This is a genomic window from Myxococcus eversor (assembly GCF_010894455.1).
Taxonomy (GTDB): Bacteria; Myxococcota; Myxococcia; order Myxococcales; family Myxococcaceae; genus Myxococcus; species Myxococcus eversor.
Genome location: NZ_JAAIXY010000007.1, coordinates 337912 through 361096, shown reverse-complemented (window position 1 = coordinate 361096; position 23185 = coordinate 337912). Strand labels below are relative to the sequence as shown.

At 68.9% G+C, this 23185-nt stretch carries 22 protein-coding genes; 4 read left to right on the top strand and 18 right to left on the bottom strand.

What is annotated here, in order from left to right:
* Window positions 1–26 precede the first annotated feature (26 nt).
* A complete protein-coding gene (locus tag G4D83_RS16915; RefSeq protein WP_163865787.1) occupies window positions 27–506 on the top strand; it encodes a hypothetical protein in 480 nt (159 codons plus the stop codon).
* A gap of 298 nt (window positions 507–804) precedes the next feature.
* Here the strand turns inward: G4D83_RS16915 and G4D83_RS16910 are convergent, their stop codons facing one another.
* Entirely contained in the window at window positions 805–2562 is a 1758-nt protein-coding gene (locus tag G4D83_RS16910; protein ID WP_205522647.1) for an FG-GAP-like repeat-containing protein, read from the bottom strand.
* Window positions 2563–2794: 232 nt separating this feature from the next.
* Here G4D83_RS16910 and G4D83_RS16905 point away from each other — a divergent pair, with 232 nt between their 5' ends.
* From G4D83_RS16905 to G4D83_RS16895, 3 genes are read left to right on the top strand one after another with little or no spacing between them, the layout of a single operon-like run.
* Window positions 2795–3418, top strand: coding sequence for a TetR/AcrR family transcriptional regulator (locus G4D83_RS16905; RefSeq protein WP_163865785.1), 624 nt, complete (start codon window positions 2795–2797; stop codon window positions 3416–3418).
* A gap of 5 nt (window positions 3419–3423) precedes the next feature.
* Complete coding sequence (locus tag G4D83_RS16900) at window positions 3424–5022, top strand: DHA2 family efflux MFS transporter permease subunit (protein ID WP_163865784.1); 1599 nt, start codon at window positions 3424–3426, stop codon at window positions 5020–5022.
* A gap of 3 nt (window positions 5023–5025) precedes the next feature.
* Window positions 5026–6258: an HlyD family secretion protein gene (locus tag G4D83_RS16895; protein ID WP_163865783.1), complete on the top strand. Its 1233-nt coding sequence runs from the start codon at window positions 5026–5028 to the stop codon at window positions 6256–6258.
* Between the two features lie 82 nt (window positions 6259–6340).
* Here the strand turns inward: G4D83_RS16895 and G4D83_RS16890 are convergent, their stop codons facing one another.
* The 17 genes from G4D83_RS16890 to G4D83_RS16810 form a co-directional block, all read right to left on the bottom strand.
* Complete coding sequence (locus G4D83_RS16890; protein ID WP_163865782.1) at window positions 6341–8116, bottom strand: serine/threonine-protein kinase; 1776 nt, start codon at window positions 8114–8116, stop codon at window positions 6341–6343.
* A gap of 179 nt (window positions 8117–8295) precedes the next feature.
* Window positions 8296–8739 carry an excinuclease ATPase subunit gene (locus G4D83_RS16885; protein WP_163865781.1) on the bottom strand — a complete coding sequence of 148 codons (444 nt, stop codon included), beginning with the start codon at window positions 8737–8739 and terminating at the stop codon, window positions 8296–8298.
* Window positions 8740–8750: 11 nt separating this feature from the next.
* A complete protein-coding gene (locus G4D83_RS16880) occupies window positions 8751–9989 on the bottom strand; it encodes a beta-ketoacyl-ACP synthase (protein ID WP_163865780.1) in 1239 nt (412 codons plus the stop codon).
* Window positions 9986–10717 (bottom strand): 3-oxoacyl-ACP reductase FabG, encoded by a 732-nt coding sequence (gene fabG, locus G4D83_RS16875; protein WP_163865779.1) that lies wholly within the window; start codon window positions 10715–10717, stop codon window positions 9986–9988. The genes G4D83_RS16880 and fabG overlap by 4 nt, the downstream gene beginning before the upstream one ends.
* A complete protein-coding gene (locus tag G4D83_RS16870) occupies window positions 10710–11174 on the bottom strand; it encodes a hotdog family protein (protein WP_163865778.1) in 465 nt (154 codons plus the stop codon). Before G4D83_RS16870 ends, fabG begins: the two co-directional genes overlap by 8 nt.
* On the bottom strand, window positions 11174–12355 hold the full coding sequence (locus G4D83_RS16865) for a beta-ketoacyl-ACP synthase (protein ID WP_163865777.1): 1182 nt from the start codon (window positions 12353–12355) through the stop codon (window positions 11174–11176). The genes G4D83_RS16870 and G4D83_RS16865 overlap by 1 nt, the downstream gene beginning before the upstream one ends.
* 4 nt (window positions 12356–12359) lie before the next feature.
* Window positions 12360–12926, bottom strand: coding sequence for a DUF3261 domain-containing protein (locus tag G4D83_RS16860; protein ID WP_163865776.1), 567 nt, complete (start codon window positions 12924–12926; stop codon window positions 12360–12362).
* Entirely contained in the window at window positions 12914–14146 is a 1233-nt protein-coding gene (locus G4D83_RS16855) for an NAD(P)/FAD-dependent oxidoreductase (protein WP_163865775.1), read from the bottom strand. The genes G4D83_RS16860 and G4D83_RS16855 overlap by 13 nt, the downstream gene beginning before the upstream one ends.
* Entirely contained in the window at window positions 14143–16440 is a 2298-nt protein-coding gene (locus G4D83_RS16850) for an MMPL family transporter (RefSeq protein ID WP_163865774.1), read from the bottom strand. Before G4D83_RS16850 ends, G4D83_RS16855 begins: the two co-directional genes overlap by 4 nt.
* Complete coding sequence (locus G4D83_RS16845; RefSeq protein WP_163865773.1) at window positions 16430–17041, bottom strand: LolA family protein; 612 nt, start codon at window positions 17039–17041, stop codon at window positions 16430–16432. The genes G4D83_RS16850 and G4D83_RS16845 overlap by 11 nt, the downstream gene beginning before the upstream one ends.
* The gene (locus tag G4D83_RS16840) at window positions 17038–17457 is read right to left on the bottom strand and encodes an acyl-CoA thioesterase (RefSeq protein ID WP_163865772.1); all 420 of its coding nucleotides are present in this window, start codon (window positions 17455–17457) and stop codon (window positions 17038–17040) included. Before G4D83_RS16840 ends, G4D83_RS16845 begins: the two co-directional genes overlap by 4 nt.
* Entirely contained in the window at window positions 17447–19003 is a 1557-nt protein-coding gene (locus tag G4D83_RS16835; RefSeq protein ID WP_163865771.1) for an HAL/PAL/TAL family ammonia-lyase, read from the bottom strand. Before G4D83_RS16835 ends, G4D83_RS16840 begins: the two co-directional genes overlap by 11 nt.
* Window positions 18978–19922, bottom strand: a complete 945-nt coding sequence (locus G4D83_RS16830; protein ID WP_163865770.1) for an LpxL/LpxP family acyltransferase — start codon at window positions 19920–19922, stop codon at window positions 18978–18980. Before G4D83_RS16830 ends, G4D83_RS16835 begins: the two co-directional genes overlap by 26 nt.
* On the bottom strand, window positions 19919–20656 hold the full coding sequence (locus tag G4D83_RS16825) for a glycosyltransferase family 2 protein (RefSeq protein ID WP_163865769.1): 738 nt from the start codon (window positions 20654–20656) through the stop codon (window positions 19919–19921). The genes G4D83_RS16830 and G4D83_RS16825 overlap by 4 nt, the downstream gene beginning before the upstream one ends.
* A complete protein-coding gene (locus G4D83_RS16820) occupies window positions 20653–22362 on the bottom strand; it encodes an ApeI family dehydratase (RefSeq protein WP_163865768.1) in 1710 nt (569 codons plus the stop codon). Before G4D83_RS16820 ends, G4D83_RS16825 begins: the two co-directional genes overlap by 4 nt.
* Window positions 22355–22906 carry a COG4648 family protein gene (locus G4D83_RS16815; RefSeq protein ID WP_163865767.1) on the bottom strand — a complete coding sequence of 184 codons (552 nt, stop codon included), beginning with the start codon at window positions 22904–22906 and terminating at the stop codon, window positions 22355–22357. Before G4D83_RS16815 ends, G4D83_RS16820 begins: the two co-directional genes overlap by 8 nt.
* Complete coding sequence (locus tag G4D83_RS16810; protein WP_141640876.1) at window positions 22903–23160, bottom strand: acyl carrier protein; 258 nt, start codon at window positions 23158–23160, stop codon at window positions 22903–22905. The genes G4D83_RS16815 and G4D83_RS16810 overlap by 4 nt, the downstream gene beginning before the upstream one ends.
* Window positions 23161–23185: the final 25 nt, after the last annotated feature.

Sequence of the window (23185 nt, the reverse complement as noted above, 5' to 3'; positions counted from 1 at the left end):
CCCCAACCCCCAACAGGCATCACCTCATGGAAATCTATAGCTCTGCCAAGACGAAGGCGAAGTCGGACCAGCCGGTCGCGTTCTACTACTCGCGCACGAAGCTCATCGTGGGCGCTGTCATCTGGACGCTGTCCACGGCCTTCTTCGGCGCGCTCACCTACCGCTCCATCGGGGAGACGGGCGTCATGGCCTTCTGCGGCTTCATCACCGCGACGTCCATCTGGATGATCTTCAACTGCATCAAGCCGCTGGGCAGCCTGGACACGCCCGTGCTGACCATCGGCCGGGACGGCATCCTCTTCCCGGATGGCGTGCTGATTGCCTGGGACGACATGAAGGAGAACACCTACGTCGACCAGTCATACATGGGCATCCCCATCGGGAAGTCGGTGGTCGTGAAGACCACGCTGAAGAAGCCCAAGGTCAAGCAGTTGCGCGTCGCCGCGGTCCAGATGTCGAGCGACGAGTACCTGGCGGAGTGCGACCGCTACAGCCAGGCCGCGTGAGTCACTGCTGAGCCACTCCAGCGTCGGGCCCTGATGGGCACGGCGCGGGAGGTCTCCTCCCGGTGTCGCGAAGTCACCGTGACACCGGGAGGAGACAGATGAACGAGTATCGCGCGGACGTGGTCCGAGGTGGCCCCCGCGATAGACTCCTGAGCTCCATGCCGGCAAGCGAGGCCTGGTCGGAATCAACCAGGAGAGGCATGTGGCGCCACGACTGAGCTCGGGGGAGGGATGGATCTACTCCATGAGACCGCGACCCGAGCCGTAGCATGACGCCGCTTCAGCCCGGGCCACCGGCTCAGTACGTCCCGATGTCGTACACGGTCGACAGCCAGTTGCCGCAATTCCAGCCAGTCCCCGTCGACAGACACACCGGGTAGCGCATCCAGGAGCGGTGGACCTGGACGACGTCGGTGCGGCCATCGCCGTTGACGTCCGCCGTCATGAACCGCTGCTCGGAGGACCCCGAGTTGTAGATGGTCGCCGGCGAGTTGCTGCAGTTCCAGCCCGAGCCCGTGGAGTAGCACGTGGGGATGCTCCCCCAGCCACGGTAGGTCTGGATGATGTCCGTGCGCCCGTCCCCGTTGAAGTCGCCCGTCAGCATCTGCTGCTCATGCGAGCCCGAGTTGTAGAACGTGCCCGACGGGATGTTGCAGGACCAGGTCGGAGAGGCCATGCCGTAGCACAGCGGCATGGCATTCCATCCGCGATAGGACTGGAGGATGTCGTCCCGCCCGTCGCCGTTGAAGTCGCCGGTGAGGAAGTCCTGCTCGGCATTTCCCGCGTCGTACATGGCTACGCTGAGGTTGCTGCAGGACCAGGCCGTGCCCGTCGACAGACACAAGGGCTGCGTCACCCAGCGCCGATACGCCTGCGCGATGTCATCCCGCCCATCGCCATTGAAGTCTCCGGCGAGGTAGCGCACCTCGGGAGAGTCCGTCGTGCGGAGCGTGGCCGCCGGGTTGTTGCAAGACCAGCCGGTGCCGGTGGAGCGACACACGGGCAGCATCGACGAGTCGTGATACGCCTGCGCGATATCCGTCTTCCCATCACCACTGAAGTCGCCGGTGATGAATCGCTGGCTCCCCGTTCCCCAGTTGTAGATGTCCGCATACGTGTTGGAACAGGACCAGGCCCCCACGCCCGTGGAGTAACAGACCGGGTAGCTGGCCCAGAATCGATAGGTCTGCACCAGGTCCGTGCGCCCGTCGCCGTTGAAGTCACCCGTGACGTACCGCTGCTCCGGAGAACCCCAGTTGTAGACCGCCGCGGAAGGGTTGGTGCACGACCAGCCACTGCCCGTCGAGCGGCACATGGGAATCGAACCCCAGCCCCGGTACGTCTGGAGGATGTCCGCGCGGAAGTCGGAGTCCACCTTGGCCACGTGGAACTGCTGGTCCGCCCCGCGAGGCTGACCGTAGAACTGTCGCACGCCCTGGATGTCGGTGGTGCTGAGCTGCCCGGCGTTGTTCCACGTCGGATTGCAGTAGTTCATCACCGACATCAAATCCCACGCGCCCACGTGGGTGTCCCCATCGCTTCCCTGGGACGGCGTGGTGCAGGTGGACGGCGTGTCCCCCCGGTTGTGCTCATGTGCGAAGCCCAGGGCGTGGCCAAACTCGTGAACGCCGATGGCGCGGATGCAGTGCTCACGCTGCGCGGGGCTGGAGGCACAGGACTGGCTCCAGTTGGCGAAGGTGAAGTTGAGCACCATTCCTTCTTCCTCGTCCTCGATGGACGTGCCCAGTCCTTCCGTATGAGGCCCCTCGTCGCTGATGGTGATGCGGATGTCCGCGGAGCTGGGGCAGGCGCCCCAGCCGGAGAACACCAGGTTGCTCTCCTTCTCCCAGGTGTCGCGGATGGAGGTGCGCACCCATTCCTTCTCGGTGGCGAAGCCCGGCGTGTCCCAGCACACCGTCAGGTTGGGGCGCCCCCAGACCTCGTCCGAGTCGACATACAGCGACTGCTCCGTCGTGCCGATGGCCACGAGGGACGCGTCGGTGGTCGACGTGGGCTCCAGAGGCGCGCCACATGCGACCAGCAGCCCTGTGCCCATGGTGAAGAGGAGCCCGCGGGCTCCGGTATGCCCGATGCTTCGGTGCCTTGATGTCTCGATGAACATGACTTTCCCTTGGCGGACGCGAGGCGCCATCCAGAGGGACAGGGCCCCGCGCAGGAATCGAACGCGAGACTCCAGGAATCTTCGCGACTGCCCGGTTGCCCACGGCCTCGTGCTTCAGAGGGGGAGTTGACTCCCGAGGGCAGAAGGTGAAGGCTCCGTTCAGAAAATGAATCGGGATTCAAAATCTGAAGCCCCCGTCAAAAACCTCCGCTCCCGGCTGCGCGAGGCCACCGCCGACGCCATCCTGGTGGCGGCCGCCGATGTGTTCGCTCGAGAGGGCGTGCACGCCGCGAAGATGGAGTCCATCGCGGAGCAGGCGGGCGTGTCGGTGGGGACGCTCTACAACCACTTCAAGGACCGGGCGGCGCTCCTGGACGCGCTCCGTGCGAAGCGTCGCCAGGTGCTGCTCACCCGGCTGGATGCCGCGCTGGCTCCCGTGAAGGAGCAGCCCTCGTCCGTGCGACTCCGGACCTTCGTCACGGCCATCTTCGCCCACGTGGCGGAGAGAGACGCCTTCGTGCGGTTGTTGGTCCAGCTCCCCGAGGACCCGGCCCACAGTCAGAACAAGAGCCAGGTCCTGGCCGAGCTGAACCGACGGCTGGAGGTCATCATCGACCAGGGCATCCGGGCCAAGGAGCTTCGCGCGGAGGGCCGGGCCTTCTACCCCAGCCTCCTCATGGGCCTGGTCCGCGGCGCGTTGGACCGTCTGCGCGAGGACGGCCATCCCCATTCGCCGGCCGCCTGGGGGGAGGAGATCTCCCGCGTCTTCCTGAAGGGAATCGAGGTCTAGAGGCCATGGCACGGACTCCCGGGGCTCCGCCGAACAAGTGGCTCGTCACGCTGTCGGTGACGTTCGGCACGCTGATGGGCGCCATCGACGCGTCCATCGTCAACGTGGCCCTGCCGCAGATTCGGGGCGCGGTGGGCGCCACCGTGCAGGAAATCACCTGGGCCAGCACGGGCTTCGTCATCGCCACGGTGATGGTGATGCCCCTCACGGGCTTCCTGGGGCGCCTGTTCGGACAGAAGCGCGTCTACCTGTCCTGCCTGGTCCTCTTCGTCGCGGGCTCGTTCCTGTGTGGCCTCGCGTGGAACCTGCCGACGCTGGTGCTCTTCCGCTTCATCCAGGGACTGGGTGCCGGGGCGCTCCAACCCACCGAGCAGGCCATCCTCCGGCAGACCTTCTCACCCAAGGAGCAGGGCACGGCGATGGCCATCTTCGCGATGGCGGTCATGGTGGGCCCGGCCATCGGTCCGACGCTCGGGGGCGTCATCGTCGACAACTGGCACTGGTCCTGGATCTTCTTCATCAACGTGCCCGTGGGCATCCTCGGCTTCTTCATGGTGGCCCGCTTCGTCCAGGAGGACGAACAGTTGCGCGCCTCCGCCCGGGTGGAAGCCGAGCGCCAGCGCAAGCACATGGACTGGTCCGGCATCACCCTGTTGTGCATGGGGCTGGCCCTGCTCCAGTACTTCCTGGAGGAAGGGCAGGCGGACGACTGGTTCGAGTCTCCCCTCATCGTCGCCTGTGCGCTGATGGCCGCCACCTGTCTGGTGGCCTTCGTCATCCGCGAGCTGACCGCCGAGGCGCCCGCGGTGAATCTGCGCTTGTTCAAGGACCCGGTGTTCGCGTCGGGAACCCTGCTCAACGCGCTGGTGTTCTCCGTCCTCATGGCCAGCATGTTCCTGTTGCCGGTGTTCATGCAGGAGTTGCTCGGTTTCACGGCGACGCAGTCGGGGTTCGCGCTGATGCCTCGCACGCTGGTGATGATGTTGATGATGCCCATTGTCGGGCGGCTGTACGGCAAGGTGCCGTCGCGGCTGCTGGTGGGCCTGGGCATCGTGTTCGCGGGCTTCGGTGCGTTCGAGATGAGCCACTTCTCCCTCGCCACGGGCTCGGAGCACATCGTCCGCGCCATCATGTTGCAGGGGGTGGGCTTCAGCCTGATGTTCGTGCCGCTCAGCGCGACGGCGCTCGCGAACATCCCTCGCGAGCGCATGGCCGATGCCACGGGACTCAACTCGCTCTTGCGCCAGATTGGCGGCTCCATGGGGCTGGCCATCTTCACCACGCTGCTGTCGCGCTATTCGGTGCAGGCCAAGGCGTCCATCGCGGTGCACCTGAACCCGGAGCGACTGGAGGTCGCCGGCCGAATCGCCGCGACGGAGCAGGGGTTGATGCGGCGCGGCCTCGACCAGGCTGGCGCGCACCTCGCGAGTCTCCAGATGCTGGCGGGCTCGGCGACGCGCCAGGCGACGGTGCTCGCCTTCGACAAGCTGTTCGTCCTCGCGGCGCTGATGTTCGTGGTGGTGCTGCCGCTCGTCTATTTCCTCAAGGCCGCTCCCAGCGGCGGGGGCTCCCAAGAGAAGCCCCACCTCGACCTGGAGGTCTGAACCATGTCCTCGACCACTCCCGCTCCCCAGCTCGTCTCGCAACCCCTTCCAACGCCCGCCGCTTCGCCACCGCCGAAGCGAGGCAAGCGGGGCTTCTATCTCCTCGGCGCCGGGGTCACCGTCATCCTGCTCGCCATCGGTGGCTTCAAGCTGATGACCGTCGGGGAAGAGTCCACCGATGACGCGCAGGTGGAGGCGGACGTGGTGCCGCTGGCCGCGCGAGTCTCGGGCCCCGTGGTGAAGGTGGGCGTGAGCGACAACGCGATGGTGCACCAGGGGGATGTGCTCCTGCAGATCGACCCTCGCCCCTACGAGGTCCGGGTGAAGCAGGCGGAGGCGGAGCTGGAGTCCGCGCGCGCCCAGGCCGCCGCTGCGGATGCACAGGCGGCCGTGGCGACGGCGGGGGCGAAGGGTGGCCTGTCCTCGGCCAAGGCGCAGGTGACCTCCAGCAACTCGGCGGTGAGTGGTGCGCAGGCGCAGGTGGCCTCCGCTCGCGCGGCGCTGGCTCGGACCGAGGCGCAGGCCCGAAAGGCGACGTTGGACCTGGAGCGGACGCGGAGCCTGCGCGAGCAGAACGTGGTGGCGCAGAGCGCGCTCGATGACGCGCAGACGGGGAATGACACCGCGCAGGCCGCGCTGGAAGGGGCCCGCGCCCAGCTCCTCATGGCCGAGGAGAGCCGGCGCACCGCGGAGAGCAAGGTCGAAGAGGCGCGAGGTCAGCTCGACGTGAGCGCGCCCATCGACGAGAAGATCGCCGCGGCCCATGCGAACGCGTCACTGGCGCATGCCCGGGTGAAGGGCGCGGAGGCGGCGCTGGAGCAGGCCCGGCTCCAACTGGAGGACACGCGCCTGGTGGCGCCAGCGGATGGTCAGGTGTCCAAGCTGACCGTGCATCCCGGCCAGCTCCTCTCGCCGGGGCAGGCAGTGGCGGAGCTGGTGCCGCTCACCACGTACATCGTGGCCAACTTCAAGGAGACGCAGGTGGGCCACATGCGACCGGGCCAGCGCGTGGACGTGGCGGTGGATGCCTACTCGGGCGAGACGCTGGAGGGACAGGTGGAGAGCCTCTCCGGCGGAACCGGCTCGCGCTTCTCGCTGATGCCTCCCGACAATGCCTCGGGCAACTTCGTGAAGGTGGTTCAGCGTGTGCCCGTGCGCATCACCTGGCTGCATCCTCCTCAAGGGCTCGCCTTGCGAGTCGGCCTGTCCGCCGACGTCACGGTGCATACGCGGTAGCGACGCCGGCTCAGCGCGGGCTCCACGTGGCCGGAGCCGTCGGGCATCGGCAGGGGCGTGCATACGCGGTAGCGACGCCGGCTCAGCGCGGGCTCCGGAGGCGCCGGGTTGCCTCCTCCTGGGGTGTCTCCACCTTCTGCGCGACGAGCTGGGTGGGCGCCAGCTCCGCGGGCACGACAGCGGGAGCGCGGGACAAGAGGCCCTGCACCTCTTCGGGTGAAGGGTCGCTCATCTCGGACAGCTCGCGCTCATGCGACCAGCGCTCGGAGTAGTTCTCTCGCAACCAGCTCGCGAGGTCGACGGTGGGCAGCGCCTGTCGCACGGGCAGCAGGGCCTGCTCCAATTCCCTCGCATCCGAGAAGCGTCGCGCGGGCGTCGGATGGAGCGCCTTCTCCACGATTCCACGGAGCATCCGATTCACCTCGGGTGCCTCCGGGCCCTCCCACTGTGCTCGCTGCTGCAAGCTCAGTCCGATGCCCGGAAGGTCTCCCCAGAGCAGCTCATGGAGCACACAGCCGAGCGCGTAGATGTCACCCGACGTCGTCGCCTCCGCTCCCGCCCTGCGCTCCGGCGGCATGTATGCGATTTTGCCGATGACGTCGCCGTCCTGGGTGAGTCGACTCACGGAGGGCAGGGACGCCGTCGAGCGCGCGGCCAGGTGCTCCTGGGGACTGCCCACTCCGTGCGCGATGCCGAAGTCGACGACCTTCACCACTCCGTCGAACGTCACCACCAGGTTGTCCGCGCTGATGTCGCGGTGGATGACGCCTCGCTCGTGCGCGTAGGCCAACCCCTTCACGGACTGCAGGCAGATCTCCACCACGACTTCGAGCGGCACCACGCCCCCGCGCCGCACCATCCGCGCGAGCTTCAGTGCATTCACCCCGCTCAGGTACTCCATGACGATGAACCACGCGCCATCCACCTGACCCAGGTCATGCACGGACACGATGTTCGGATGGTGCAGTCGCGCGGCCGTGCGGGCCTCGCCGATGAACCGGTGGAGCCGGACGGCCGGGTCCTCGCTGTCTTCATCGACCATCCGCTTGAGCACCACCAGCCGGTTGAACCCGGCGCGCCCCGTGCGCACCGCCAGCCACACTTCGCCCATGCCTCCACGTCCCAGGCGCGCGAGCCGCCGGTAGCGATGGATGCCCGTGCCCAGGTCCGCGCCCCTCAATGACCGCGCGGTGAGGATGGCGAGCGAGGTGGACGCCAGCAGCAGGAACGGCAACCCCACGAGCGCGAACAGCGGTGGCCCCGTCATCCAGCCCGCGTCCACCGCCAGCTCACGCCCCAGGATGCCCAGCGCGAGCAGGGCGGCCACGAGCACCGCCGCCGCCATGGCCCCCCGGCGCTTCAGCGTCCACGCCGCCTCCAGGGCCCAGGTGCCACCCACCGTCACCGCCAGCAGCCAGAACATCGGCAGGCCCAGGCCTACAGTCGCGCGCGCCAGCTCCTCGGCCGTCATCCTCGGCCCCGACGTCGCCAGCACCGAGCCGAGCACGTCCGCGACGCGCATCGCTCCAAAGGCCACCGCCACGCCCAGCAGCACCCGCCGCGTGCGCGTCAGTGGCACGTCCAGCAAGGCCCAGAGGACTCGCAAGAGCGTGTAGGGCAGGGGAATGGAGCACAGCGCGCCGAGCAACAACCACGGACGCGTGTCCACGAACATCCAGCCGACCTCGTGGTGTGTTGCCCACGTAGACAGGCTGAGCGCGGCGAAGCCCAGGAAGCTCGTCGCGAGCCACAATTGCACCCGCTGCGAACGCACCGCGGCCCAGGTCGCGAAATGCACCAGCGCGAGCACGAAGAAAGCCCCCGCGAGCGCCAGATGCAGCATCGTGTAAGGCGTCACGGGTCAAACCCTAACCCAGACACCAGTTTGCTCGCGAATCGCAGCCTGTCCAGGATGACAAGACTGGTCGCGAGGCGCGTCAGGACTTGAAGCCCGGGGGCCCTGGGGAGGGCGCACCCCAGTGGACCGGGGATGACGCGAGGGGTTGCCCGCGTCACCGGCCCGGTGACAGCCTTTGGCTACTTCTTGCCCGCGACCTTCGCGTAGGTGCCCTTGAGCGTCACGCCGACGGCGAAGGTGCCGGCGTGGCACTCGATTTCGGTCGCGTTCTGCAGCTCGTTCTTCTTGTAGTAGCTCACGATGTTGACCACGGCGTTGGCGCCGCGCTTCTGGGCGCCTTCCTGGAGCGAAATCAGCGCGGAGAGGATGGCCCACTTGCAGCCCTCCTCGTCGGACTTGCCCACGCCGCTGGTCTTCTTGTTGGAGACGTCCTCGCCCAGCTCCTTGGTGACCTCGGGCGTCTTCGCTCCGGCCAGGTAGAACTTCACCGTGCCGTCCAGCTTCTGCTCGGCCTGCGGCATCGACAGCACGTCGGCGAGCCGAATCATCGTCACGGTGTCACGCGCCATCGCGGGGCCGGAGACGGTGAGCGCGAGCAGCGACAGCAGCATTGCCTTCTTCATGGGTTTCTCCGTCACTGCCACCGGCGGAAGATCAACGACGTGTTGATGCCGCCGAAGGCGAAGTTATTGGTCATGACGACCTCGGTCTGGATTCTTCGACCATCTCCGGTCAGATAGTCCAGCGCAGCGCAGCGCGGGTCCACCGAGGCCGCGTCCAGGTGCAGCGTGGGGGCGAACCAGCCCGAGCGCATCATCTCGATGGTCATCCACGCCTCCAGCGCCCCACAGGCCCCCAGGGTGTGGCCCATGTAGCTCTTGAGCGAGGAGATGGGCATCCGCTCTCCGAAGACCGCCTTCGTCGCCGTGGTCTCCGCGACGTCGCCCGTGTCCGTGGCTGTCCCGTGGGCATTCACGTACTCCACCACGCCCGGCTCCAGGCCCGCGTCCTCCAGCGACAGCCGCATGGCCTGGGCCATGGTCTCCGCGTGGGGCTGGGTGATGTGGCGCCCGTCGCTGTTCGTGCCGTAGCCCACCAGCTCCGCGTAGATGCGCGCGCCTCGGGCCCGGGCGTGCTCCAACTCCTCCAGCACCAGCGTGCAGGCACCCTCGCCGAGGACGAGGCCATCGCGCTGCGCGTGGAAGGGCCGGGGCGTCAGGTCGGGCGAGGCGTTGTTCTTCGTGCTGGTGGCGAACAGGGTGTCGAACACCGCGGCTCCGGTGGCATCCAGCTCCTCCGCGCCACCGGCGAGCATCGCCACCTGCCGGCCCATCTTGATGGCCTCGTACGCGTAGCCGATGCCCTGGCTCCCGGACGTGCATGCGCTCGACGTGGTGATGATGCGGCCCGTGAGGCCGAAGAAGACGCCGATGTTGACGGCGGCGGTATGGGACATGGACCGCACGTAGGACGTGGCGGTGATGCCCTCGGTGCTCTTGGCCACCAGCATCCGGCCGAAGTCGCCGATGCTCGGAGGCGAGCCCGTGGACGAGCCGTAGGACACGCCCATCTTCCCGCTCGACAGCAGCGGGTCTCCCAACAGCCCCGCATCCACGAGCGCCAGCTCACTGGCACGCGTGGCCAGCAGCGCCACCCGGCCCATGCCTCGCATCGTCTTGCGCGAGTAGGTCTGCGGCGGCAGCTCGAACGGCGCGGCGGGGGCTCCCACCTGGGTGTTGAGACCCTCGTACTGCTTCCAGTCCTCGATGACCTGCACCGCGTTGCGCAGCGACTTCAGCCGCGCCTCCACCTGCGGCCAGTCGTGGCCCAGGGGGCTGAGGGCTCCAAAGCCCGTGACGACGACGCGCCTCATCCGAACAACCCCCCGTTCACGGAGATGACCTGCCGCGTGACATAGGCCGCGTCCTCGCTCATCAGGTAGCTCACCGCCGCGGCGACCTCCTCCGGCTTGCCCAGGCGCCTGGCGGGAATCAGCTTCAACGCCTCCTCCACGATGTGCGGCTCCACCATCTCCGTGTCAATCAAACCGGGCGCCACGCAATTCACGGTGATGCCCCGGCTCGCCAGCTCCACCGCCAGCGCCTTCGTCGCCCCGATGATGCCCGCCTTCGCCGCGCTGTAGTTCACCTGGCCCCGGTTGCCGGTGAGCCCGGATACCGACGACAGCGTGACGATGCGCCCCGGCTTGCGCCTGCGGACCATCGGCATCGAGAGGGGGTTGAGCACGTTGTAGAAGGCGTCCAGGTTGGTGTGGATGACCGCGTCCCAGTCCTCGGGCGGCATGGCGGGGAAGGCGTTGTCCCGGGCGATGCCCGCGTTGCACACCACGCCGTAGTAGCAGCCGTGCTCTTCGATATCGGCGAGCAGCGCCTTCTCCGTCTCCGCGCGGTCCGCCACGTCGAAGCGCAGCATGCGGCAGGCCCGGCCCAGCTCGCGGACCTGGGTGGCCACGGCCTCGGCCTCCTCGACTTTCGCGCGGCAGTGCACCACGACATCGAACCCGTCGCGCGCCAGCCGCAGCGCCACGGCGCGGCCGATGCCACGGCTGGAGCCCGTCACCAGTACCGTCTTCTCACTCATCCGTGCCCACCTTCGTCACGTCCATCGAGGCCGGGGGCTGGAACACCGTCAGCGCGGCCGTGGCCACCGTCTCGCCCTCAATCCCGAGAGTACAGTCGAACTGGCTCATCCCGTTGTCCGTCCAGAACTGCCGGCGGACCTCGATGCGCAGGTGCTCGCCCACCTTGAACGAGGGGCGGCTGCACTCATACTTCCGCGTCCCCAGGAGGAAGCCCATGCGCTGGGTCTCGCCCTGCATCCGCTGCCGCCAGCCCGCGTAGGCGGCGATGGCCTGGGCCATGAACTCAATGCCCACCCAGCCGCCCACCGCGCCGGACTCCTGGAACAGGCAGTCCTCGCGCAGCGTCACCTCGGCCACCAGGCTCTCCTCGTCGCCCTCCACCGCGCGGTCAATCAGCCGCATGCGGTCCGCATGGGGGACAATCTCGGAGATGTCGAAGGCAATGGGCGTGCGCATCAGGCCCTTCCCAGGATGAGGGCGGCGTTGCTGCCGCCGAAGGCGAACGAGTTGCTCAGGACATAGCGCGGCGGGCGCCCCAGCGCCTCACCTGGCTTCACCAACGACAGGGCGGGCAGCGACGGGTCCGCCTCGCCATCCCACCAATGCGGAGGCAGGCGCCCGTAGGCGTCGTCCGTGAGGGTCAGCCAGCACAGCGCGGCCTCCAGCGCTCCCGCCGCGCCGAGCGTGTGGCCCGTGAGCGGCTTGGTGGAGCTGCACGGCACGTTGCCCCCGAGCAGCGCGCTCACCGCACGGCTCTCCATGGCGTCGTTCTGCGGCGTCGCGGTGCCGTGCAGGTTGACGTAGCCCACGTCGGCCGGGGTGATGCCCGCGCGCTCCAGGGCCGTGCGCATGGCGATGAGCGCGCCCCGGCCTCCGGGCTCGGGCGCGGAGAGGTGGTGCGCGTCCGAGGACTCGCCCCAGCCCGCGAGCCGCACCGGCCCCGGCTCGCGCGTCATCAGGAACAGCGCCGCGCCCTCGCCGATGTTGATGCCCCGGCGATGGACGCTCATCGGGTTGCAGCGCGCGTCGCTCACCGAGTCGAGCGACGTGAAGCCCGCAACGGTGAAGCGGCACAGCGCGTCCGCCCCGCCGGTGATGACGGCGTCCGCCGCGCCCGAGCGCAAGAGCCGCGCGGCCGTGGCCAGGGCCTTGGCGCTGGACGAGCACGCGGTGGAGATGACGAACGAGGGGCCCTGCACGCCCAGCACGTGGTTGAGCGCCAGGGCGGGTGAGCCCAACTCCTGCTGCCGGACATCGAAGTTCGGAGGGAGCTGGCCCGTCGACGCGCGGGCGACGATGGCGGCCTCGCTCTCGCCGATTCCGGAGGTGCTGGTGCCCAGGACGACGGCCACGCGCTCCGGGCCATAGCGGTGCAGGGCGTCGTCCACGGCGGGACGCACCTGGGCGAGCGCGGTGAGCAGGAGCGCGTTGTTCCGGCTGCGCAGCGGCACCGGCAAATCATCCACGGGGACGAGCGGCTTGGTGACGTAGCCCACGTGGAGCGGGCGGTCCGCGAAGTCGAAGCGCTCGGACACGCCCGTGGGCCTGTCGCCGAAGAGGGCGGTGGCCACCTCGAGCAGGCCCTGTCCCAGGGCGCACACCAGACCGAGCTGATTCAGGAACACCTGCGGAATCATGGGCTCAATCCTCCGAGAGGCGTGACTCGATGGTCAGCCGGTAGTGCTCCGCCAGGTTGACCAGCTCCGCGCGGCCCGCCCAGCGCGGCTCTCCAGCATAGCGCACCGTGAGCCAGTCCTTGCCCGCGTGGCGCAGCACGCGCAATCCCGGCGCATCCTCCAGCGTCCAGTCCGGCGGCAGGGCGGCGCGCACCGAGGCGGCCGGCCAGTAGACGAACTGGATGTCCCGCAGCACGGTGCGTGACTGGAACTGCTCGGGCACGCGCGCGTCCCGCTGCTCGTCCAGCTTCGCGCCGTCCCACTGCATGGTGAAGACGCGCTGGCCCAGGGCGAAGCCCGCGAGCTGGAGCGCCGCCGCGTCGATTTCGACGAGCGCCTCCAACGAGCGGGGACCGCCCGGGTCCGCGTCGTGCGCGAAGCTCAGGCGCTGCGCCAGGCTCACGCTGGCTCCGAATTCCGCTGGGGCCAGCGAGAGCATGGGCAGGGCCACCTCCGGCGCCACCCGTCGCGGAGGCGGCGTGGCGCAGGCGATGAGCCCCAACAGGGCGGCGATGGGAATCAGGTGGCGCACAGCTTCTCGAGCACGCCGAGCCGACGTCGGCTGTCGGCCACGAAGGGGTTCTCCTTGTCCCAGGCGTAGCCGGCCAGGATGGCGGAGATCATCCGACGCACCTCGGGGGACGCGTTGGGGTGGAAGATGATGTCCTGGAAGCCACCGGCGTACCAGGACTCGACGAAGGTGCGGAATGTGTCCACGCCGCCCTTGAGGGGCACCGCGTAGTCGCGCTCCCAGTCCACCGTCTCGCCCGCGAACACGCGGCCGATGCACTTCGCCGCCAGGCTCGCGGACTTCACGGCGATGGTGACGCCCGAGGAGAACACCGGGTCCAGGAACTCGCCCGCGTTGCCCAGGAGCGCGAACCCGTTGCCCCACAGCGACTTCACGTTCGCCGCATAGCCGGTGATGCTCCGCGCGGGCGTGTCCCAGACCGCGTTCTTCAGGAGGTTGGACAGGGACGGGTCCTCGCCGACGATGGCCTTGAGCCGCTCGGTCTCCGTGCCCTGGAACTGCTCCAGGTACTCGCGCTTGGCCACCACGCCCAGCGAGCAGCGCCCGTTGGAGAAGGGGATGGTCCAGTACCAGACGTGCACGTGCTTCGGGTGCACGGTGACGCGAATCTTGCTCCGGTCGAAGGTGACGCCGGGATCCACCCGGTCCTCCACGTGCGTGAAGAGGGCGCCACGCACGGGGAAGTTCGACGGCGTCTCCAGGTCGAGCAGCCGAGGCAGCACGCGGCCGAAGCCGCTGGCGTCGAGCAGGAAGCGCGCCTGGACGCGATACGCCTCACCCTCGGGCGAGCGCACCGTGATTTCAGGCTCCGCGCCGGTGACGTCCACGGACTCGACGGTGTGGCGGAAGCGCAGGGTGGCGCCCATGCGCTCGGCGGCGAGCGCCAGCACGTGGTCGAACGTTCCGCGCTGCACCTGGTACGTGGTGCCCCAGCCCTTGGAGAACTTGTCGCGGAAATCGAAGTCCGTGTACTTCTCTCCGCGCGCGAAGGCCGCTCCGTTCTTGTACTGGAAGCCCGCCTCGACGACGTCGCGAATCATCCCCGCTTCCTCGATGTACTCCATGCTCTGCGGCAGCAGGCTCTCTCCGATGGAGAAGCGAGGGAACTGCTCGCGCTCCAGGATGAGCACCTGACGACCCTGCTTGCGCAGAAGCCCCGCGGCAACAGAGCCGGAGGGGCCCGCACCAATGATGACGACTTCTGTTTTTTCCACCTTCACGACACGTCCTTGCCAGGAGGCAGTCTGCAACAGGGCGTGAGCAACCAGATGGTGACTTCGCCCAGCAGCATGGTGAGACCGAAGGAGCGCAGGGCCGGAGTGGCCGAGAGCCCCAGAAGACCGAAGGAGAGCAGGGTGCTCACGCCGGCGAGCGCCACCGCGAGCCATGCGGAGCCCTCTCCGGGGTGCTCCAACATGAAGATTCCGTAGTCCACGCCCATGCCCAGGAGCAGCATCAGGCCCAGCACGCTGAAGAGCTGGAGCGGCTCGCCCACCCAGCCGAACACGGCCAGCGTGACGAGCGTGCCCACCACCGTGGGCAGCCAGGCCCGCCACGCCTGTCGCCGGAAGCGCGCGACGAGCAGCAACAGCACCCCGAAGTAGCCCAGCAGGATGAGCCCGCCCATGAGGCGGCGGTAGCGCTCCAGGAGCTTGGAGATCTCCTGCGTCTTGTCCACCCACCGCACGCCCTCCAGCCCCTCGGCGGTGTCGGCGAGGCGCGGGAGCATCGACGGGTCTGTCAGCCCTCGCAGCATGACGATGCTGAAGTGCTTCTCGCCCAGGCGCCCCAGCCACTGCTGCCGGATGGCCGCCGAGGCGGGACTGGCGAGCAGCCGCTCCGGGGTGAGCACGTCGTCCGCGAAGCGCGCGCGGGTGGGGGCCTCGCCCGTGGCCTGGGCCACCGCGGCCACCGCCTGGGCCTCCGCGCTGGCGCTCAGCTTCGCGTCCGCGCGCTGCTGCTCCGCGCTAGGGAGCCAGTCCGACACCGCGCGGTAGCCCGCGAAGACATTGGCAGTCACGAGCGGGTCCAGTCGCGCCTTCAGCGCCGCCTCGCGCGCGAGCACCTGCTCCTCGTCCTGGCCTCCCACGAGGAAGAACTGGGCGGGGCTGGGCAGGCCCAACAGGCGCCCCAGCTCGCGCTGATCGGCGATGAGGTGGGCGGGCGCGCCCTGGAGCTGGCGAATGTCATCGCGCGTCTGGATGCGCCACAGCCCGCCGACGATGAACAGCACGAGCGCCGCCGTTCCACTCCACCACACGCGGTTGGACGTGAAGCGGGGCCAGCGTGCGAGCGAGGCGGCGAAGCGCCGGGCGAAGGCCGTCTCGGGCAGGGCGCCGGTGTCCAGCGTCGGGAACCAGCAGGCCACCGTCAGGAACGCGCCCACCAGCCCCGTGGCGGAGAACAGCGCCATCTGCCGCAGGCCAGGGAATGGCGCCACGCCCAACGCGAGGTACGCCACCACGCTGGTGAGCAGCGCCATCACCATGCCGGGTAGCAGGCTGCGCATCAGCGGCCCGCGCTCGGAGGGCGGCTTGCCCTGACGCGCGGCGAAGTAGTGGAAGCCGTAGTCCTCCGCCACGCCGACGAGGCTGGAGCCGAAGACGAGGGTGAGCAGGTGGACCCGCTCGAACACCAGCGCGGTGACGCTCATCGCCACCGCGCAGCCGATGCCCAGCGACACGCCCACCAGGACGATGGGGCGCATCGAGCGGAACGTCAGCCACACCAGGAGGAGCACCGCCACCAGCGAGCCGATGCCGATGGTGGACATCTCGTCGCTGGCCTGCGAGGCGGCGGCCTCCGCGTACAGCGGCACGCCCGCGGCCACCAGCCGGCCTCCAGGTACCTGGCTCGTCACCATGGCCCGCGCGCGGTCCACCACGGTGGTGATGTTTCCGTCGGCCCCCAGCGCGAAGGCGGACACCTGGCTGTGCCACGCGAGCAGCACCCACTCCCGGCCTTCTCCCGACAACCAGAGCCGGCCGTCACGCGGACGCGCCGTGCTCTCCGACGCGCGCGCCGCCCACCAGTCCGGCCACAGGCCCAGCGGGTCCGCTTCCCAGTCCGTCAGCCGGGGGCCCGCGGGCTGATACAGCTTCATCAGCGCCGTGCCACCCAGCTCCTCCGCCGTCGCCCGCGACAGCCACGTGCGCTGCGCGGGCGTCAGCAGCCTGTCCCGATACGGGCGGTACAGCTCCAGCGCCGCATCCAGCGAGGACGCGTCCAGGACGGAGGGCTTCAACAGCGAGGCGTCCTTGGACAGCTCCGCCGTGACGAGGTCCGCCGCGCGCTGGGCGGACTCCCAGTCCGGAGCGCCCACCAGCAGCACCAGCTCCCGACCCGCCTGGTCCGCGAGCTTGCGCGTGGCGGCATCGACCTCGGGGGCCTGCTCGTCTTCGGGCAGGAGCGCCAGGACATCGGTGTCCAGGCGCGCCGAGCGCCAGAACTGGACCTGGTGAGCCCCCACGGCCAGCACCACCAACAGCCAGAAGATGGCGGCCTTATTTCGCAAGGCGTTTTGCTTCCGTGTCACTAGGGGGAGGCGTCTGGCTCAGCTTGTCGAACTGGATGACGCTGGTATCGCCCCGCGCCTCGTCCAGCTTGACCTGCCGCACGTACGTGTCTCCCTCCAGGTGGATGCTCTTGAAGACACGAGAGAGGCCCGCGTCCGTGGGCGTGAGGGTCAGCTTCCAGCCCGCCGTGCCCACCAGCTCGCCCTCGACGCGGAAGCGCTTGGACAGCGCGGCCACGTCTCCGGACAGGAGCGCGAACATCACCTCGTTCACCGCCGCGAGCCCCGGCTCCTTGCTCGCGTCCAGGTGATAGGCCGCGGCTCCCGTGCCCTGCTCGGCGCTCAGCGACTTGCGCGTCAGCGTCAGCGTGGACGCGAAGGGCTCCCGTGTGTCCCACAGCACGCCCTGCTCCCGCGACAGCAGGAAGGCGCCGCGCGAGACGAGCGGCTTCTTGAAGCCGGACACCGTCTTCTTCTGCTCGAAGTCACCCCGCAGCAACGGCACGTCGGCGAGCCGGGCGCGGACGCCCGAAATGACGTCGTCACCGGCGCTGGCCGTCGAGCCCACCAGCAGCATCCCCAGCAAGAGCGCGCGCTTCATTCGGGCTTCACCCCCAGCCGCTGCCAGAGCACCGGCGGACAGATGTACTGGAGCTCCTTGGTGGCCATGGACACGGCGACCTGGACGGTGTGGGCCTGGTTCACCTTGCGGCCCGTGGACGCGTCCCGAATCACATAGTCGATGCGCAGCCGGTTCTCCCACTCGGTGATTTCGGCGCGAATCTTCAGCGTCTTCCCGTAGAGCGCCGGCTGCACGTACTTCAGCCGCATGTCCACGACGGGCCAGGCGAAGCCGGACGCGAGCATCTGCGGGTAGTCGTAGTCGAACTTCGCCAGCAGCGCGCAGCGCGCCAGCTCCAGGTACTTCACGTAGTGGCCATGCCAGACGACCTCCATCAGGTCGATGTCATGGAAGGGCGGCGACAGCTCGATTTCATGGCTGAGGTCAGGCTTCATAGAGCCCCCACTCGCGGGCGCGGATGGCGCCCAGCAGCCCTTGCAGCTCCTTGTCCAACGCTCGGTCCTCCACCACCAGCGGGATTCGCTGCTCCAGGTCGGCCTGCATCGACGCAAGAGACGGCGCCAGATTCATTTCTTGAGCAATCCGGCCCCGCAGCGCGATTCCCTGCCGCGCCGCGATGAGCATCGCCGCCACCACCTGCTCGGACAGCTCCAGCACCCGGAGACAGTCGCGCGCGGCGATGGTGCCCATGCTCACCTTGTCCTGGTTGTGGCACTCGGTGGAGCGGGAGAAGACGGACGCGGGCATCGTCTGCTTGAGGGCCTCCGCCGTCCACGCGGAGACGCTGATCTGCACCGCCTTGAGGCCATGGTTGATGGCCGCCCGCGGCCCCGTGGAGCCGGAGAGGTTGGAGGGCAGCCCGTGGTTGTAGCGGGTGTCCACCAGCAGCGCGAGCTGCCGGTCCAACAGGTCCGCCACGTTGGCCACGGCCGTCTTGAGCCCGTCCATGGCGAAGGCGATGTGACCGCCGTAGAAGTGCCCGCCGTGCAGCACCCGCTCGCTGTCGGGGTCGATGAGCGGGTTGTCGTTGGCGCTGTTCAGCTCGTTCTCGATTTGCGCCCGGAAGAAGGGCAGGGCGTCCTCGAGCACGCCAATCACGTGCGGCGCGCAGCGCAGGGAGTATCTGTCTTGAAGTCGCTGCTCGTTGCGGCTCGGCCGGTCCGTGGCCAGGTCCACGCGCAGGCGCGCGGCCACGCGCTGCTGGCCCACGTGCGGCTTGAGCGCGAACAGGGCCTCGTCGAAGTGGTGCGCGTTGCCGGCGCTGGCCACCACGTTGAACGCGGTGAGCCGCGTGGCCAGCCGTCCCAGGTACTCCGCGCGCTCCCACGCCAGGCACGCCAGGGCGGTCATCACCGCCGTGCCATTCATGATGGCCAGGCCCTCCTTGGGGCGCAGCTTCAAGGGCTTCAGGCCATGCTGCGCGAGCACCTCCGCGGCGGCGCGCCGCTCACCCCGGTACCAGACCTCACGCTCCCCGCAGAGCACCGCCGCCACGTAGGACAGCGGCGTGAGGTCTCCACTGGCGCCCACCGAGCCCTCGGCGGGGATGAGCGGGAGGATGTCGTGGCGCAAGAGCAGCTCCAACTGCGTGAGCAGTCCCAGCCCCACGCCCGACACGCCCTGGGCCAGCGAGGCCAGCCGCGCCGCCAGCACCGCGCGCGTCTCCTCGGGCGTCAGGAACCGTCCGGCGCCAATGCCGTGGTACGCGTAGAGGTGGTGTGGCAGCTCGGCGACCAGCTCGGGGGGAATGGAGACGGTGCACGAGTCGCCGTACCCCGTCGTCACGCCGTAGATGTTCCCATCCTCGGCGAGCAGCCGGTCCAGGAACTCCGCGCCCCGGGTGATTCTGCGCTGGAAGTCGGTGGACGTGCTCAGCTCGGCATCGCGCTCGCGGCGCGACAGCGAGGACACATCTTCAATGGCGAGCCGGCTCCCATCGAACCGGACCGCGCGGTCATTCTTGATTCCTGGCGGAGGCATTCGCCTGATCCCAAAAGGGAAAGAAGTTGAACCAATCGAACGGAGCGCGCTTCAGCAGCGCGGTCACCCGCTCGGCATAGTGTTGCGCGTGGCCCGTCAACGCGGCCGCGCGCTTGCCCCGGGGGAGCTCGACTCGCTCGGCCAGGCGCTCGAAATGGATGGTGTACCCACCGTTCTCGTGGATGCACCCCAGCAGGTAGAGCGGGCACTTGAACAGCGAGGCCAGCACGTAGGGGCCCACGGGAAACGCGGCCGGGTACCCCAGGAAGTCCACATCCACCGTCTGACTGGCCGTGACAGGCACCCTGTCGCCCGCAATCACCACGAACCCGCCCGCGGCCACGTACTTCTCCAGGGCGACGGCCGTCCCCGGGCCCATGTCCGTGACTTCCACCAGCTCGAAGGCGCTGTCCGGATTGAGCCGCTTGAGCAGGCGGTTGAACTGCTCGGCGTGACGGGTGTGCACCAGGATGTGGAGCCTCACCTCGCCGCGCTTCTCGGCCATGGCACGGCACAGCTCCAGGCAGCCCATGTGCGCGGTGACGATGACGCCGCCCTTGTTCGACTTCACGACTTCGTAGAACTGCTCGCGGCCCTCGGTGTGGACCTGCTCGAAGCGGTACCTGCCGCTGACGGCCAGGAGCTTGTCGAGCATCGTCTCCGCGAAGGCCACCATGTGGCGCAGGCTGTCCATGCGCCCGGGTTTCCGCCCGAGCGCGCCCGTGGCCTGCTCCACCCGCGTGAGGTACTGGAGCGAGGCCTGACGGACGATGGGGCGGCCCAGCCAGTGCACGAAGACCACCGGGTACAGGCAGAGCCGGAACGGCCAGCGCCCCAGCAGCCGGTGGACCCAATACAACAGCCAGATGCCGAGCACGAAGGTGCTCTCGCCCATCTCCGCCCAGTGCCGCGACTTCATGCGGAGACCTTCCGCCACAAGAGCAGCGGCAGCCGCAGCAGCATCCCGAAGAAGAGCTTCGCGTGCATGCGGGAGATGCGCACGTTGTCCCAGAGCACGTCGAAGTGGGAGATGCCGTCGGTGGGGTAGCGCACCTGGGTGGGCTGGTTGAGGATGCCCACCCCGCGCCAGTACAGCCGGACGATGACCTCCACGTCGAAGTCCATCCGCCTGCCGATGCGCACCGAGTCGATGAGCGCGAGCGTGGGCGCCAGCGGATACACGCGGAAGCCACACATCGAATCGCGGATGGCCAGGGACAGCGTGTTGATCCAAACCCAGATGTGCGTGGCATAGCGGCCGTACAGCCGGCCCTTGGGCACGGACTCGTCGTAGACGGGCGTGCCGCAGATGATTTTTTCGGGGGACGCGGCCGCCAGCTCCACGAAGCGGGGGATGTCCCGCGTGTCGTGCTGGCCGTCGGCGTCAATCTGCAGCGCGTGGCTGAAGCCGGAGGCCTTCGCCGCCCGGAAGCCCGCCATCATCGCGCCGCCCTTGCCTTCGTTCTGGGGCAGGCGCACCAGCTCGATGCCCGTCTTGTCCGCCTCCGCCAGGGTGTCCAGCACCTTCGCGCAGCCCGGCTCGCTGCCGTCATCCACCAGCACGCACGGCAACCCGTGTGCGCGCACCGCGTTCACCACCGCGCCCACCGCCTCGCCGTGGTTGTAGACGGGAATCACCACGCAGACCTTCATCCGCGGACCTCACCGAGCAGGATGCGGCCGCTCCCGTGGGTGCCGGCCTCGGAGGTGAACTTGAACTGGAGGCTGCCCTTGGCCTGCGTCCAGGTGAGCTCCAGGGTGAGCTGCGTCCCGGGGACGATGAGCTGCTGGAACTTCACCGCCTCCATGCGCAGGAACTCGGGCGGCAGGGTGAACAGCTCCCGGCCCAACTGGAGGGCCCACTCAATCTGCGCCACGCCGGGCAGGATGGCCTTCTCCGGGAAGTGGCCCTTGAAGTACGGCAGGCTCGCGGGCGTCTCGATGCTCAACACGGCGCGGTCCGCCGTCTGCTCGAGCACCCGCAGGGGCGGGCGGCGGGAGTCGAAGAGGGCGACGAGCGCGGCCTCGGTGGATTTGCCCTGGGCGTTGACTGGCATCGCCTCCAGATACCGGAATCGACGCGGAAGGACACTGGGCTCGAACTGGGAAGCGAGGTGCTTTCGGATGGCCTGGTTCAGGAAGTGCTTGCCGCTGTCCGCGTGGAGGTACCGGCCAGTGGGGCCCAGCACGGCCACCACCCCCAGCGTCAGGCGGTTTCCCTCGGACAAAGGCACCACCCGCGCCTCGCGCACCAGGTCGCTCTCCAGCAGGGCCCGCTCCATCGCGCTCAGAGAGACCCGCTTCTCCTCCAATTTGAGCAACCGGTCCATGCGCCCCAAGAGCTCGAAGCCCTCCGGCAGCAGCCGGGCCCGGTCCTCGGTCTGGAGCCAGCCCCCGTCCGGCAGGTGGGCGGAGCGGACCGCCAGGGCGTCGTCCGTCAGGCGCACCTCCACGCCGGGCATCGTCCTCCAGCTCAGCGCCTCATCCCGGGCGCGCTGGCGCCAGGCGATGCCCCCGGTCTCCGAGCTGCCGTAGACCTCCACGGGCGCCTGCCCGAGCAGCTCGCGACAGGCGTGCAAGGCATCGCCTGGCAGGGGCCCTCCCGAGGAGAACACCGAGCGCAGGTTCCCCCGCACGCTCGCCCAGTCCAGAGTGTCCGGCAGCCGCTTGAGGTGGGCGGGGCTGGCGATGAGCGCCGCCGGCCCGTGCGTGAGCTCCGCGACGATGTCCTCGGGGTACGGCAGGCTCCGGGCGAGGAACGGCCGGCCCGACGTCAGCGGCCAGAGGACCCGGAACAGCAGGCCGTAGATGTGCTGGTGGGACACCGTGGCGAGCACGCGGCCAGCGCCGGTGTCGGACCCGAGCCGGGCGTCGAAGAGGTCCGCCAGCGTGGCGACCTCCCGCGTGAGCTGCCCCAGTTGCTTGGGGATGGCCGCGGGCTCTCCGCTGGAGCCAGAGGTGTAGACGACCAGCGCCTGGGCCTCGGAGGAGAGCGGCGCCCACTGCGTCCGCGGCGCGCCCTGCTGGAACTTCAGGAGCTTCGTGGAGGAGGGAATCTGGCCCGCGAAGCCGTCCACCTGGAGGCGCAGGCGCTCCCGCGTCGTGGGTTGGACCTCGGCGGGAAGGTAGACGCACCGGCCCGCGTGCCAGGCGCCGAGCAGGGCCGCGGCGAACTCGAAGGTGTCCTCGAAGTAGAGCGCGAAGCGCTGGCCCGTGTGGCCCTCGAAGGCCGCGCGCCAGCCGGAAGCCCGGGCCTCGAAGTCCGCGAAGGTGAGGACCTGCCCCTCGCGAAACGCCACCGGGAAGTCGGCGGGGCGTCCTTGCGTGAGGAGGTGTTCGATGGCGATGCGCTCAGCCATGGGCGTGACTTGCCCTCACGCGTCGGCGCACCAGCCACTCCCCGGCGAAGAGCACGCCCATCAGCCCATAGGCGATGAGCCCGTTGTACAGCGCCCACGTCGCGTCACTGGCCCACAGCGCGGTGCCCAGCGCGATGCTCCCGTTGACGACGAAGAAGCCGCACCACACCTGCGTCACCCGCCGCGTATAGGCCACGCCGGACGGAGGCAGCTCCGGCTCGCGTAGCCTGGCCAGGCGCTCGATGACGCTGGGCGGATACACGAGGCTGGTGGCGAAGACGGCGAGCAGCATGGCGTTGACGAGCACCGGATAGAGCTTGAGCGGCAGGGCGTGGTTGCCCAGCATGCTGGTGCCCGCGAGGACCAGGGCCCCCGCGGCGGTGACGAGCCAGACGCGCTCGCGGGTGGCCACGGCCCGCACGACGGCCATGCCCACCAGGGGCACCGCCATCCAGCGAGGCTCGAACCGGCCCAGGCCCCAGTACACCAGCAGCGGATACGCGAGGCTCAGCACGCCGAGCAGCGCTGGACGCAGAAACTTCACGCCGCCACGGATTCGTCGAGCAGGCTGTGCAGGGCGTCGACGACGTCCTGAATCGTCCGGACGGACTTGAAGACCTCCGGCGGAAGCCGCTTGCCCGTCACGGGCTTGAGCTTCACGAGCAGGTCCACGGCATCGATGCTGTCGATGTCCAGGTCGTCGCGGAGGCGGGCCTCGGGGGTGATCCGGGCCGGGTCGATGTCGAAGGTGTCCTGCAGGAGCGTGCGCAGGTTCTCGAAGAGCTGGGTCTTGGTCATGTGCATATCCCCCTCGAATGGGTGG

What these genes read in the sequence shown, in the direction of transcription:
- G4D83_RS16915 (WP_163865787.1), top strand. Translation starts at nt 27, where the DNA reads ATGGAAATCTATAGCTCTGCCAAGACGAAGGCGAAGTCGGACCAGCCG.
- G4D83_RS16910 (WP_205522647.1), bottom strand. Translation starts at nt 2,562, where the DNA reads ATGGGCACAGGGCTGCTGGTCGCATGTGGCGCGCCTCTGGAGCCCACG.
- G4D83_RS16905 (WP_163865785.1), top strand. Translation starts at nt 2,795, where the DNA reads ATGAATCGGGATTCAAAATCTGAAGCCCCCGTCAAAAACCTCCGCTCC.
- G4D83_RS16900 (WP_163865784.1), top strand. Translation starts at nt 3,424, where the DNA reads ATGGCACGGACTCCCGGGGCTCCGCCGAACAAGTGGCTCGTCACGCTG.
- G4D83_RS16895 (WP_163865783.1), top strand. Translation starts at nt 5,026, where the DNA reads ATGTCCTCGACCACTCCCGCTCCCCAGCTCGTCTCGCAACCCCTTCCA.
- G4D83_RS16885 (WP_163865781.1), bottom strand. Translation starts at nt 8,739, where the DNA reads ATGAAGAAGGCAATGCTGCTGTCGCTGCTCGCGCTCACCGTCTCCGGC.
- G4D83_RS16880 (WP_163865780.1), bottom strand. Translation starts at nt 9,989, where the DNA reads ATGAGGCGCGTCGTCGTCACGGGCTTTGGAGCCCTCAGCCCCCTGGGC.
- fabG (WP_163865779.1), bottom strand. Translation starts at nt 10,717, where the DNA reads ATGAGTGAGAAGACGGTACTGGTGACGGGCTCCAGCCGTGGCATCGGC.
- G4D83_RS16870 (WP_163865778.1), bottom strand. Translation starts at nt 11,174, where the DNA reads ATGCGCACGCCCATTGCCTTCGACATCTCCGAGATTGTCCCCCATGCG.
- G4D83_RS16865 (WP_163865777.1), bottom strand. Translation starts at nt 12,355, where the DNA reads ATGATTCCGCAGGTGTTCCTGAATCAGCTCGGTCTGGTGTGCGCCCTG.
- G4D83_RS16845 (WP_163865773.1), bottom strand. Translation starts at nt 17,041, where the DNA reads ATGAAGCGCGCGCTCTTGCTGGGGATGCTGCTGGTGGGCTCGACGGCC.
- G4D83_RS16840 (WP_163865772.1), bottom strand. Translation starts at nt 17,457, where the DNA reads ATGAAGCCTGACCTCAGCCATGAAATCGAGCTGTCGCCGCCCTTCCAT.
- G4D83_RS16835 (WP_163865771.1), bottom strand. Translation starts at nt 19,003, where the DNA reads ATGCCTCCGCCAGGAATCAAGAATGACCGCGCGGTCCGGTTCGATGGG.
- G4D83_RS16830 (WP_163865770.1), bottom strand. Translation starts at nt 19,922, where the DNA reads ATGAAGTCGCGGCACTGGGCGGAGATGGGCGAGAGCACCTTCGTGCTC.
- G4D83_RS16825 (WP_163865769.1), bottom strand. Translation starts at nt 20,656, where the DNA reads ATGAAGGTCTGCGTGGTGATTCCCGTCTACAACCACGGCGAGGCGGTG.
- G4D83_RS16820 (WP_163865768.1), bottom strand. Translation starts at nt 22,362, where the DNA reads ATGGCTGAGCGCATCGCCATCGAACACCTCCTCACGCAAGGACGCCCC.
- G4D83_RS16810 (WP_141640876.1), bottom strand. Translation starts at nt 23,160, where the DNA reads ATGACCAAGACCCAGCTCTTCGAGAACCTGCGCACGCTCCTGCAGGAC.